This window comes from Aminobacter niigataensis (assembly GCF_946995915.1).
Taxonomy (GTDB): Bacteria; Pseudomonadota; Alphaproteobacteria; order Rhizobiales; family Rhizobiaceae; genus Aminobacter; species Aminobacter niigataensis.
This window is the reverse complement of record NZ_OX341517.1, coordinates 3,353,362-3,366,721: the sequence shown is the minus strand read 5'-3', so window position 1 is coordinate 3,366,721 and position 13,360 is coordinate 3,353,362. Positions and strand designations below refer to the sequence as shown.

9 protein-coding genes are annotated in these 13,360 nt (G+C 64.8%); all 9 read left to right on the top strand.

Translation table 11 applies throughout. From position 1 onward, the window contains the following. The first annotated feature begins 4 nt into the window (after positions 1–4). Entirely contained in the window at positions 5–1,732 is a 1,728-nt protein-coding gene (locus tag O1Y97_RS16365; RefSeq protein ID WP_318761710.1) for a glycerol-3-phosphate dehydrogenase/oxidase, read from the top strand. Next, positions 1,705–2,550: a class I fructose-bisphosphate aldolase gene (locus O1Y97_RS16360; RefSeq protein WP_108608162.1), complete on the top strand. Its 846-nt coding sequence runs from the start codon at positions 1,705–1,707 to the stop codon at positions 2,548–2,550. Before O1Y97_RS16365 ends, O1Y97_RS16360 begins: the two co-directional genes overlap by 28 nt. A gap of 108 nt (positions 2,551–2,658) precedes the next feature. Next, entirely contained in the window at positions 2,659–4,173 is a 1,515-nt protein-coding gene (locus O1Y97_RS16355) for an FGGY-family carbohydrate kinase (RefSeq protein WP_318761709.1), read from the top strand. Then, positions 4,170–5,777 carry a GMC family oxidoreductase gene (locus O1Y97_RS16350; protein ID WP_318761707.1) on the top strand — a complete coding sequence of 536 codons (1,608 nt, stop codon included), beginning with the start codon at positions 4,170–4,172 and terminating at the stop codon, positions 5,775–5,777. Before O1Y97_RS16355 ends, O1Y97_RS16350 begins: the two co-directional genes overlap by 4 nt. A gap of 172 nt (positions 5,778–5,949) precedes the next feature. Then, a complete protein-coding gene (locus O1Y97_RS16345) occupies positions 5,950–8,361 on the top strand; it encodes a GcvT family protein (RefSeq protein WP_318761706.1) in 2,412 nt (803 codons plus the stop codon). Positions 8,362–8,413: 52 nt separating this feature from the next. Further along, on the top strand, positions 8,414–9,667 hold the full coding sequence (locus O1Y97_RS16340) for a sarcosine oxidase subunit beta family protein (protein WP_318761705.1): 1,254 nt from the start codon (positions 8,414–8,416) through the stop codon (positions 9,665–9,667). A 21-nt stretch (positions 9,668–9,688) separates the two neighbouring features. Beyond that, positions 9,689–9,958, top strand: a complete 270-nt coding sequence (locus O1Y97_RS16335; protein WP_183261216.1) for a sarcosine oxidase subunit delta — start codon at positions 9,689–9,691, stop codon at positions 9,956–9,958. Then, positions 9,955–12,831, top strand: coding sequence for a sarcosine oxidase subunit alpha family protein (locus O1Y97_RS16330; RefSeq protein WP_318761704.1), 2,877 nt, complete (start codon positions 9,955–9,957; stop codon positions 12,829–12,831). Before O1Y97_RS16335 ends, O1Y97_RS16330 begins: the two co-directional genes overlap by 4 nt. Beyond that, positions 12,824–13,360, top strand: a complete 537-nt coding sequence (locus O1Y97_RS16325; protein WP_318761703.1) for a sarcosine oxidase subunit gamma family protein — start codon at positions 12,824–12,826, stop codon at positions 13,358–13,360. The genes O1Y97_RS16330 and O1Y97_RS16325 overlap by 8 nt, the downstream gene beginning before the upstream one ends.

Here is a 13,360-nt window from a genome sequence, read left to right as displayed (position 1 = left end):
CACCATGAATCGCAGCGAAACCATAGCCGGCCTCAAGGGCCGGAACGGCCCCGCCGTGCTTGTGATCGGCGGCGGCATCAACGGCATCAGCGTCTTCCGCGAGCTGGCGCTGCAAGGTGTCGACGTGCTCCTGGCCGAGAAGGGGGACTATTGCTCGGGGGCGAGCGCGGCCCTGTCGCGCATGGTGCATGGGGGCTTGCGTTATCTCGAGAACGGCGAGTTCAAGCTGGTGCGGGAATCGCTTCTGGAGCGCGACAGGCTTCTCAGGAACGCCCCGCATTTCGTAGCACCATTGCCGACGACGGTGCCGATCTTCGACTTCTTCTCGGGCATCGCCAACGGCGCTTTCCGCTTTCTCGGCCTGACCCGCAGGCCGAACCGCCGCGGTGCGGTGGTCATCAAGGCGGGCCTGGCGGTCTACGACATCCTCACCGCCACGCGCCGGCTGATGCCGAAGCATGTCTTCCGCAGCCGCGCCGAGACGCTGAGGACCTGGCCGGCGATCAACCCTGATATCCGCAACTCGGCGACCTACTATGACGCCTGGGTGAGCCGGCCCGAGCGGCTGGGCGTCGAAATGCTGAACGACGCGCTGGCCGCCAATCCGGCGGCGCGGGCGCTGAATCATGCCCAGGTCGGCGGCGATGGCGACGCCGTGGCGCTGACCGATATGCTGACCGGCGAGGCGGTACGCCTCAATCCTCGGCTGATCGTCAACGCCACCGGCGGCTGGATCGACCTGACAAACGCTGGCCTCGGCGCCTCGGCGCCGACGATGATAGGCGGCACCAAGGGCTCGCATCTGGTCGTCGCCAACCGTGAGCTGCATGACGCGCTTGCCGGTCACATGATCTATTACGAGAACGAGGACGGGCGCATCTGCATCCTGTTTCCCTATCTCGGCAACGTGCTGGTGGGCTCGACCGACATACGTGTCGACGATCCCGACCAGGTGCGCTGCGAGGCTGACGAGCGCGACTACATCCTGCAGTCGCTCGCCTTCGTCTTTCCGCACCTCCGCATCGCGCCTGAGGAGATCGTCTTCCAGTTCGCCGGCGTGCGCCCGCTGCCGGCCAGCGACGACAGCTTCACCGGCCGTATCCCGCGCGACCATTTCTGCGAGGTGGTCGAGGCCAGCGGCGCGCTGCCTGAGATGCTGTGCATGATCGGGGGCAAATGGACCACATTCCGCTCGTTCGGGGCGCTTGCGGCCGACATGACACTGGAACGTCTTGGCACGAAACGAACCAGGGATACCGAGGAGCTGGCCATCGGCGGTGGCCGTGATTTTCCTAGCGATGCCGAGCGGTGGATTTCCGAACAGGCCGCCATTTCAGGTGTTCCGCGTGCCCGCATGCGCGAGCTGTTCGAACGCTATGGCACGGATGCTGCGACGGTTGCCGACGGCCTCGGCGACGACGCCATGTTGCCGGGCTCCACCTATTCGGACCGCGAACTCGCGCACCTGATCGCGCATGAGCATGTCGAAAAGCTCGACGATCTGCTGCTGCGGCGCACGACCATCGGCGTGACCGGCAAGCTCTCGTGGGGACTCATCGAGCAGGCGCTCGGCATCCTCGCCGAAGCAAAGGGTTGGGGTGAGCAGCGCAGCGCGCGCGAGCGCCAGGAATTTCTCGCCCTGCTGGAAAGCCGGCACGGGCTCGACGCCACGAAACTCTCAGCAAGATCCGAAAGGAGCGCCGAATGCGCATCAGCCCTAAAGTCCGCATGAACCGTCTGTTCGCCAACGGCCGGTGCCTCGACGTCGCCATCGATCATGGTGTCTGCAACGAGCCGTCCTTCCTCGACGGACTGGAAGACATTGCCGGCGTGGTCGACCAATTGGTCACGGCCCGTCCCGACGCGATCCAGATGAATTTCGGCCAGGCCGACCTGCTGCAGGAGCGCCCGGGCAAGGACAAGCCGGCGCTGGTCATGCGCATCGACATGGGCAATCCCTACAACAAGACCCGCCACCGCCACATGTGGGCGGTGCTGCAGAACGAGCATGAGCCGCTGATCGGCGCATTGGCGATGGACGCCGCCTGCGTTGTGGTCAATCTGTTCATGCTGCCTGACGAACCCGACCTGTTCCGCCAGTGCGTGCAGAACATTGCGCGCGTCCGCGCCGACTGCGACAAATATGGCATGCCGCTGATGATAGAACCGCTGGCGATGCTGGCGAACTCCGAGCGCGGCGGCTACATGGTCGACGGCGATGCCGAGAAGATCGTGACGCTGACCCGGCTTGCCCGCGAGATGGGCGCCGACATCGTCAAGGCCGATCCGACGACCGAGGCTGCCGATTTCCACCGCGTCGTCGAGGCTGCGCGCTGCCCGGTGCTGGTGCGTGGTGGCGGCAAGGAGGATTTGCGCACGGTGTTCGATAAGTCGGCGGCGCTTATGGCGCAGGGCGCGCATGGCATGGTCTATGGCCGCAACATCTACCAGCATGCCAACCCGCGCGCGGTGGTGGCCGGGCTCATGGCGATCATCCACGAGGGCGCCGACGGCGCCGCCGCCTGGGACCGGTACACCGGGGCGAATTAGCGAGCTGCTCGCAAGCGGGAAGGGGCTGAAGACATTCCAGCCAAACGGACTGAGACCCGTTCCGATTCAATCGGAATGGGATAGGCTCCAGCGCCTTGGGAGGGGCTTATGGGAGAATACATTCTTGGCCTCGATGCCGGCAACACCGTCATCAAGGCCGTACTCTTCGACCTCGAAGGCCGCGAGTTGGCACTCGCCGCCAAGGATGGCCGGTCGTCCATGCCGAAGCCCGGTCACGTCGAGCGCGATCTGGGTGAACTTTGGCGCAATGCCGTCGAGGTCATCGGTCAGTGCATCGAACGTGCTGGCGTCGATGCCGGTGACATCCTGGCCGTCGGCTGCGCCGGCCATGGCAACGGGCTTTACGCGCTCGACCGTGACGGCGAACCGCTGATCGCCATCCAGTCGCTCGATACGCGTGCAAGCGGGCTGGTCGACGAATGGCAGAAGCAAGGCGTCGGTGATCGCACCTATCCCCTTTGCCTGCAGAAGCCGTGGGCAGCGCAGACGCCGACGCTGCTGGTCTGGCTGAAGCGCCATGACCCGGTGCTATTCTCGCGCATTGGCACCGCGTTCCTGTGCAAGGATTTTGTCGTCAACCGGCTGACCGGCGCGCGCTCGACCGACATGTCGGACATGTCGGGTTGCGGCCTGCTGTCGATGCCGGGCCGCCGATACGAGGGCGACCTTTTGGCCGCGTATGGCCTTGAGGACTGCGCACAGCTATTGCCGCCGGTTCTGGAATCCGCCGAAATCACCGGTCGCATTTCGCCTGAAGTTGCCGGTCTGACCGGCCTGGCTGCGGGCACGCCGGTCATCGCCGGCCTGTTCGACGTCGTCGCCAGCGCCATCGGTTCCGGCGTCACCCGCACGGGAGCCGCCTCGATCATCGCCGGAACCTGGAGCATCAACCAGGTCATCACAGACGAGCCGATCCGCGATCCCAAGATCTTCATGGTCTCGACCTACGATCCCGAGCGCTATCTGGCGATCGAATCCAGCGCTACTTCCGCCGCTAATCTCGAATGGATAGTGCGCGAGTTCTTCGAGCATGCGCCCGAGTCCGGCCGCTCGCCCTTCGAACTCTGTGGCGATCTGGTCGCCTCGGTCGATCCGACAGGCGACGTGCCGATCTATCATCCCTATCTCTACGGTGCCCAGACCAACGGCCAGGCGCGTGCCGGCTTCTACGGCATCGCCGGCTGGCACGGCCGCGCCCATCTGTTGCGGGCGCTGTTCGAGGGCGTGGTGTTCGAGCACCGGCGCCATGTCGAGACGCTGCGTGATGCCGGTGCTGTCGTCGATGAGGTCGTGCTGTCGGGCGGCGGTTCGCGCAGCGCCATCTGGCCGCAGATCTTCGCTGATGTGCTCTCCCTCCCGGTAACGGTGGCGCGCAGCCGCGAGACCGGGGCGTTGGGTGCCGCGATTGCTGCCGCCACGGGTGTCGGCCTTTTCAAGGATTTTGCCGAAGGGGCGTCCGCGATGACGGCTGCGGCGCGCCTATACACGCCCAATTGCGAGGTCGCGCTGGCCTATGGACGGCGCTACCGGCTCTATGGCGAGATCAACAAGGCCATGGGCCCGTTGTGGCAAAGCATGGCGAGCGAACAGGTCGAGGCATGACGACAGCAAGCGATTTCGGGACGTATGATTTCGTCGTGGTCGGCGCCGGCTCGGCCGGCTGCGTGCTGGCCAATCGCCTGTCCGCCAATCCGAAAAACCGTGTGTTGTTGCTCGAGGCCGGCGGCAGCGACCGCTATCACTGGATCGATATCCCGATCGGCTATCTCTACTGCATGGGCAATCCGCGCACCGACTGGCTGATGAAGACCGAGGCCGAGCCGGGCCTGAACGGGCGCGCGCTCAACTATCCCAGAGGCAAGGTGCTGGGCGGCTGCTCGTCGATCAACGGCATGATCTACATGCGCGGCCAGGCCGCCGACTATGACGGCTGGCGCCAGGCAGGCAATGTCGGCTGGGGCTGGGACGACGTGCTGCCCTGTTTCCTCAAGTCCGAGGACTATCATGGCGGTGCCTCTGCCGGGCATGGCGTCGGCGGCGAATGGCGGGTCGAGCGCCAGCGGCTGTCCTGGCCGATCCTGGACGCCTTCCGCGATGCGGCCGAAGAGATCGGCGTCCCGCGCACAGACGACTTCAACCAGGGCACCAACGAGGGCTCGGGCTATTTCGAAGTCAACCAGCGGAAGGGCGTGCGCTGGAACACTTCCAAGGCTTTCCTGCGGCCTATCCTCAAGCGGCCGAACCTGCGTGTCGTCACTGGTGCCGAGACAGAGCGGCTGGTGATCGAGGGGCGGCAGGTGCATGGCGTCGTCTTCCGGCTGGGCGGTAAGCTGCACGAGGCAAGGGCAGGCGAGACGATCCTGGCTGCCGGGGCGATCAATTCGCCAAAGATAATGGAACTGTCGGGCATCGGCCGGCCGGCCGTGCTCTCCGGGCTCGGCATCGATGTAGCCCACCGGCTCGACGGCGTGGGCGAAAACCTCCAGGACCACCTGCAGATACGCACCGTCTTCAAGGTCAGGAACGCCGCGACGCTGAACCAGCGCTACCACAACCTTTTCAGCCGGGCCGGCATGGGCATCGAATATGCGCTCAAGCGCTCCGGCCCACTGTCGATGGCGCCGAGCCAGCTCGGCATCTTCGCGCGCAGCGACCCGCGGCTCGCAACGCCCGATCTCGAGTACCACGTCCAGCCGCTCAGCACCGACAGGCTCGGTGAGCCGCTGCACCGGTTCCCGGCGGTCACGGTTTCTGTCTGCAACCTCAGGCCGGAAAGCCGGGGCACGGTGCATGCGATCTCGGCCGATCCTCGGACGCCGGCAGCCATCCGCCCCAACTACCTGTCGACCGAGAACGACCGCGCGGTTGCCATAGCCTCCATCCGCCACGTGCGCCGGCTGATGTCCGCCAAGGCCATCGAGCGTTTTGCGCCGGAGGAGATCTTGCCGGGCCCAGCGGTGGCCAGCGACGCCGACGTGCTGACAAAGGTCGGCGACATCGCCACGACGATCTTCCACCCTGTCGGCACCTGCAGGATGGGCAGCGATGCCATGTCGGTCGTCGATGCACGGCTGAGGGTCCACGGCCTTGCCGGCCTGCGCGTGGTAGATGCCTCAATCATGCCGGCGATCGTATCGGGCAACACCAACTCGCCCGTCATCATGATCGCCGAAAAGGCGTCGGAGATGATCCTCGCCGATATGTGACGTTGCCAGCAGAGCGCTGCGATGTGGCGATCTGCGCTCTGCAGCGCGATCCCATGCAGCATGTGCCACCCCGCGAACAAGGTTGGCAATATCGTTCCATTCCCGCCGCATGGAGGGTCTAGACATATGTGTCCATAGTCGGTAATCCTTCTCGCAACAGGGGAGGGTACCGATGAAATCCAACTACAGGGCAGTCGTGATTGGCGGGGGCGTGGTCGGTGCCTCGGTGCTTTATCACCTGGCGAAATACGGCTGGACCGACGTCGTGCTGATCGAGCGCGACGTGCTGACGGCCGGGTCGAGCTGGCATGCCGCAGGCGGCTTCCATGCGCTCAACGCAGATCCCAATATCGCAGCCCTGCAGTCCTATACGATCGACCTTCTCTCCGAGATCGAGAAGGAATCTGGCCAGAACATCGGCATGCATATGACCGGCGGTATTTCGGTGGCGTCCGCCCCCGATCGCTGGGAATGGCTGCAGGCGTCCTACCGCGTCTTCCAGACCATGGGCATCGACGATGTCCACCTGATCGGTGTCGACGAGATCAAGAAGCAGTGCCCCATCCTCAACACGGACGGCATGCTCGGTGGTCTTTACGCGGCCCGCGAAGGCCATATCGATCCGTCCGGAACGGTCCATGCCTATGCCAAGGCGGCAAAGCTGCGCGGCGCCGAGATTGTCGAGCACAACCGCGTGCTCGAGCTCAACCGCCGCGCCGACGGCCAATGGGACGTGGTTACCGAGAAAGGCACCATTGTCGCCGAGCATGTCGTGAATGCCGCCGGCCTGTGGGCCAAGCAGGTCGGGCGCATGGTCGGCATCGACCTGCCGGTCTCGCCGATGGAGCATCATTATCTGGTCACCGAGGCGATCCCCGAGATTCAGGCGCTCGACAAGGAGCTGCCGCTCATCGTCGACCTCGAAGGCTTCACCTATATGCGCCAGGAGCAAAAGGGGCTGCTGCTCGGCATCTATGAGATCGACCACAAGCACTGGAATATGGACGGCGCGCCGTGGGACTACGGCATCGAACTGATCCAGGAAGACACTGACCGCATTTCAGACGAACTGACGCTCGGCTTCAGCCGCTATCCGTGTCTCGATACAGCCGGCATCAAGCGCTGGGTCAACGGCGCCTTCACCTTCTCGCCTGACGGCAATCCTCTGGTCGGGCCGGTGCGCGGCGTGCCGAACTACTGGGTCGCATGCGGCGTGATGGCGGGCTTCCTGCAGGGCGGCGGCGTCGGCAAGTCCCTGGCCGAGTGGATGATCCATGGCGAACCGCAGGCCGACGTGTTCGGCATGGACATCGCCCGCTACGGCGACTTCGCCTCCAACCGCGCATACATCAAGCAGACCACCGGCCAGTTCTATTCGCGCCGCTTCGTCATGAGCTATCCCAACGAACAACTGCCGGCGGGGCGCAAGCTCAAGACCTCAGGCGCACATGACGCAATGACCGCTGCGGGTGCGCACTGGGGCAATTCGTGGGGCATGGAAGTGCCGCTCTATTTCGCGCCCGAAGCCTTTGTCGAGACGCCGACGCTGAAGCGCTCCAATGCCTTCGATCTCATCGGCGAGGAATGCCGCAAGGTGCGTGCCGGTGTCGGCCTGCTCGATATCTCGGCCTTCTCCCGCTACGAGGTAAAGGGGCCGAGCGCCGAAGCCTGGCTCGATCGCCTGCTTGCGTGCAAGTTGCCTGCACCCGGTCGCGCCAGGCTGGCGCCGATGCTGGGCGAAAACGGCAAGCTCAAGGGCGACCTCACCGTGTTCAACTGGGGCGATGGCACCTGGTGGGTCATGGGGTCCTATTACCTTCGCCAGTGGCACATGCGCTGGTTTGAACAGCACCTCGCTGAAGGCATCGCGGTGCGTGACATTTCCGACGATGTCGTTGGCTTTTCGCTTGCCGGTCCGAATGCACGCAAGGTGCTGGAGCGCGTCACGCATGAGGACGTATCGCATCGGGCCTTCGGGTTCCTCAGTTGCCGTAGCCTGGATGTCGGCCTCATCCGTGCTAAGGCCGGGCGCCTCTCGGTCGTCGGCGAGCTCGGTTTCGAAATCCACTGCAGGGCCAACGAGCACGCCACGCTGCGGCGCACGCTGCTTGAGGCAGGCCGGGATCTCGGCATCACCGAATACGGCTTCAACGCCGTCAACGCGCTGCGCCTGGAAAAAGGTTTTGGCATCTGGTCGCGCGAATTCACGCAGGACTACACGCCAGGCGAAACCGGCATGGATCGCTGGATCGACTTCTACAAGGCAGATTTCATCGGCAGGCAGGCGGCGCTGGCTGAAAGGGTGGCGACCGCTGGACGCGCGTTGGCGACACTGGAAGTGGATGCCGTGGATGCCGATGCCAGCGGCTATGAGCCTGTCTGGCACGATGGCAGGCTGGTTGGCTTCGTCACCTCTGGCGGATATGGCCACACCGTCGGCAAGAGCCTCGCTTTGGCGCTGGTCGACAGGGAACTGGCCGAGGTCGGCACCGAGCTGAGGGTCCATATTGTCGGCGTCGAGCGTACAGCCCGCGTTGTCCAGCCCTCTGTCTATGATCCGCAGGGCCTCCGGATGCGGATGTAAGCTTCGCATCATCCACATGGGGCACAAGACGGAAGTTTCCAGGAATGGTTCAATGACCCGCCGCTACTCCGCGCTATCGCTGATCAAGGAAGGTTTGGCCGGCCAGAAGGGCTGGCAGCCCGCCTGGCGCTCGCCCGAACCGAAGAAGATCTATGACGCGGTGGTCATCGGGGGCGGCGGACATGGGCTCGCGACGGCCTATTATCTCGCCAAGAGCCACGGCGTCACCAACGTTGCCGTGCTTGAAAAGGGCTGGATCGGCGGCGGCAACACCGGCCGCAACACGACGGTCGTGCGCTCCAACTATTATTATCCCGAGAGCGTGGCGATCTACGGCCTGGCGCACCGGCTCTATGAGGGGCTGTCGAAGGAACTGAACTACAACGTCATGCTCTCGAAGCGCGGCATGGTGTTCCTGTGCCACAGTACCGGCGAGATGGAGATCGGCGCGCGCACCGTCAATGCGATGCAGATCAACGGCGTCGATGCCGAGATGTTTTCAGTGGACGATGTGCGCCGCGTCGCGCCGATTCTCAACTTTGCGCCAGACGCACGTTTTCCGGTGTTCGGCGGCGTCTGGCAGGGTAGGGCGGGCACGGCTCGTCACGACGCAGTGGCCTGGGGATATGCGCGTGCTGCAAGCGCGCTCGGCGTCGACATCATCCAGAACTGCGAGGTCACCGACTTCATCGTCGAGGGCGGCCGCTGTCGCGGCGTGCACACCTCGTGCGGTACCATTCGCACCGACCGCATCGGTATGGCGGTGGCAGGCCATTCCTCGGTGCTTTCTGCCAAGGCGGGTTTCCGCCTGCCGATCAATTCTTATGCCCTTCAGGCCTGCGTCTCCGAACCGGTCAAGCCGATCCTCGATACGGTTGTTCTGTCGCCAGGCACCGGCGTTTACGTCAGCCAGTCCGACAAGGGCGAGATCGTCATCGGCGGCGCGCTCGACCGGGTTCCATCCTATGGCCAGCGCGGCAACCTGCCGACGCTCGAGGGTGTCATTTCAGGCCTGCTCGAAATGTTCCCGGCCTTCGGCCAGCTCAAGCTGATGCGGCAATGGGCCGGCATCGTCGATGTCGTGCCGGACTCTTCGCCGATCATCGGCGAGTCGCCGTTGCCTGGTCTGTTCCTCAATTGCGGATGGGGCACGGGCGGCTTCAAGGCCATTCCGGCCGGCGGCACTTTGCTCGCGCATCTGCTGGCGACCGGCAAGCATCACGATATCAGCCGCCCCTTCGATCTGGATCGCTTCGTCACCGGCCGCCTGCTGGACGAGGCCGCCGGTTCCGGCATCGCGCATTAGGTCGTCGACCTGGAGTAAACCATGCAGCTTTTTCACTGCCCGTTCTGCGGCGCTCGCGACGAGACCGAATTTCATTTTGGCGGCGAAGCCGGAAACCTCCGGCCCGACGGCGCTGACGCCCCCGCCGATCGCTGGGCAAATTATCTCTACATGCGCGACAATCCCAAGGGCGCGGTCCGCGAGGTCTGGGTGCACATGAACTGCGGCGAATTCTTTGTCATGGAGCGCGACAGTGTCAGCCATCAGGTCCTGTCCTCGACATCGCTTGACGGCGCGGGGCACGCCCAATGACCGCCACGCGCCTGTCTTCCGGCGGCAGCGCCATCGACCGCTCCCGCCCGGTCTCGTTCAGCTTCGACGGACGCAAGCTGCAGGGCTTTGAAGGCGACACCCTTGCCTCGGCCCTGCTTGCCAGCGACGTTGCCGTGGTCGGACGCAGCTTCAAGTACCACCGTCCGCGTGGCATCTGGGGCGCCGGCGTCGAAGAGCCGAACGCGCTGGTCGACATCAGCGGCAGCGTCGCCGTGACACCAAACACGCGCGCCACCACCGAGTTCGTGCGCGAAGGCATGATCGCCAAGAGCGTCAATGCGTCGCCGAACGCTGCAGCCGACCGCAACGCCTTCATCGACCGCTTCTCGCGCTTCATTCCCGCCGCCTTCTACTACAAGACCTTCATGTGGCCGGATTGGCATCTGTTCGAACCGCGCATCCGCGCGGTCGCGGGGCTGGGCGAGGTCGATACGGGATGGCAATCGCCCGGCCCGGCCGACCAGATCAACCGTCATTGCGACGTGCTTGTGGTCGGTGCCGGGCCTGCCGGCCTGGCAGCGGCAAAGCTCGCAGCTGGCGCGGGGAAGTCCGTCATTCTGGTTGATGACCAGCGCGAGCTTGGCGGCTCGCTCCACCATCGCACCGGCGAAATCGACGGCAAGCCGGCCGCTGCTTGGGTCGCTGAGACGATCGCCGAACTCTCCGCCGCTGGGCACATTGTCCTGCCGTCCACGACGGCTTTCGGCATTTACGACCACAATCTGGTCGGGCTGAACCAGCGTCACGTCGATGTCCGGCCCGATACGCTTTGGCGGGTCAGGCCGCGCCGGATCGGGCTGGCCACCGGCGCCATCGAGCGCCCATTGCCTTTCGCCAACAACGATTTGCCGGGCATCATGTCGGCGGACGCGGCGTTGATCTATCTCAGGCGCTTTGCCGTGCTCGTCGGCCGGCGCATCATCGTCGCCACCAACAACGACAGTGCCTACGAGGTCGCTGGCGCCCTGGCTGAAGCCGGTGCCGATGTGACCCTGGTCGATTGCCGCCAGGACGGGACTCCTGCAGCGCCTGAGGGTGTCAGCCGGATGGCCGGCCGTCTCGTCGCTGAGGCGCGCGGAAAAATGCGCGTCGAGGGCGCCGTGCTGGACGACGGCACGATGCTTGAAGCAGATTGCGTTGCTGTTTCCGGCGGCTGGACACCGACCATCCATCTGTTCTGCCAGGCCAGGGGCAAGCTCGTTTGGAGCGAGACGCAAGCTGCCTTCCTGCCGGGCGGTCCTGTCGAGGGCATGGCTGTCGTCGGCGCGGCAGCAGGCGCAGTTTCCCTGTCTGGCGTATTCGAAGGTGCCGCCAAGGCAATGCCGGGCGCGACCACGTCGCCCGCGCCGCGCAGCACGGGTGTCGAAGCAACGGGTGGCATCCTTGTTGCCTGGCCGAACCCCGGTGCCAGGGGCCGCGTCTGGATCGACTATCAGAACGACGTCACCGCCAAGGACGTCGAGCTCGCTGCGCGCGAAAACTTCATCTCGGTCGAGCACCTCAAGCGCTACACCACGCTTGGCATGGCGACCGACCAGGGCAAGACGTCGAACCTAGCTGGACTGGCATTGATGGGCGCCGTCACCGGGCGCACCGTGCCCGAGGTCGGCACCACCACCTACCGCCCGCCTTTCACGCCGGTGCCGCTGGCAAGCTTTGCCGGCGCGCGTGGCGGCGAGCTGATGTCGCCGGTGCGCCGTCTGCCGCTTGAAAATGTCCATCGCGCCCAGGGCGCTGTCTTCCAGGAATATGGCGGCTGGCTGCGGCCCGCCCATTATGGAGGCGCGGATGCCGACCGGGCGATCCAGGACGAGGCGCGGCGTGCCCGCCAGTCAGTGGCTCTGTTCGATGGCTCGACGCTTGGCAAGATCGAGGTGATGGGCCCGAAGGCGGCCGAATTTGTCGATTTCATCTACTACAACACCATGTCGACGCTGAAGCCCGGCCGCTGCCGCTACGGCTTCATCCTGTCGGAAAATGGCGTTGTCTTCGACGACGGCATTCTGGTGCGGCTGGACGAGCATCGCTTTGTCGTCTCCTGCTCGAGTTCGCATGTCGCCGCTGTGCATGCCCGCCTGGAGGAGTGGCGACAGGACCGCTTCGGCCGCGATGCGGTCTACATTCACAATGCCACCTCCGAGATGGCGACGCTTACCGTTTCCGGGCCGAACGCCAAGAATTTGCTCGTGGCACTCGATCTCGGCCTGTCGCTGGACGACACAGACCTTCCGCATATGGCGATAGGCGAGGGCATGTTCGAGACCGATCCGGTTCGGGTCGCCCGCGTCAGCTTCACCGGCGACCGCAGCTACGAGGTGTCGATCCGTGCCGACCGGGCGGAGCGCCTGTGGGCGCGGATGCACGAGGCCGGCAAGGCATTCGATGCGGTCACCATCGGGCTCGAGGCCTTGATGATCCTGCGTACCGAAAAGGGCTATATCGTTATCGGCAAGGACACCGACGGCACCACCTTGCCGCACGATCTCGGCGTCGATGGGCCGCGTGCCAAACGCAAGAGCGAATATGTCGGCCGCCGCTCGCTGTTCACCGAGGTGGCCATGCCTGACAGCCGGCAACAGCTGGTTGGCCTTGCTGTTGCCCGAGGCGAAGAGCCGCTGGCGACCGGCGCGCATGGTATCTCGCGCGAGGGCGGCAAGCTCCGGAGCCAGGGTTTCGTGACCTCGAGCTATCACAGCCCGACGCTGGCGCGGCCGGTAGCGCTTGGCCTGATCGAACGCGGAGCCGCGCGCCATGGCGAGACGATCGACATCCAGCATCTGGGCATGGTGAGGCGCGCGACGATCGCCGGCCCTTGCGCCTTCGATCCTTCAGGAGAGCGGCTCAATGCGTAATCTCGCCGAAAAATGGACAGCCATGCCGGATTGGCAGACGGCTGTGATCGATACGCCCAGCTTTGCGATCCGTTCGGTGTCCGGCCTGAACCAGTTTCTCGTCAGCGGCGATCTCGCGGCCTGGAGCAAGGCGTGGGGCATAGCCCTGCAGCCGGTGGGCGCATTCGGGGAGGCAATGGGCGATACCTACACGGTTCAGGTCGCGCGCGACCGGCTGCTAGTCGTGTCTGCCCTTCCGTCCACTGTCGCTCAGGGCTGGCACGAACAAGGTTTCGCCGTGAGCACGGTGAGCGCTGGGATGCTGATATTCGAGATCGAAGGCGCTGCCGCAGCCGAACTTGTCGCGCGTGCAACCACGCTTGATCCAGGCAAGGGGAGCGCTTCGGCGGCCATCTCGTTTGCGGGTATCAATGCCGTCGTCTACCGCCACGGCGAGAGGATTCGCGTCCATGTCGATCGTAGCCTTGCCGCCTATTTCTGGAGCTGGGTGGCAACGGTCGGCGGCAATATCGCAAGCGCGGAAGCCTGA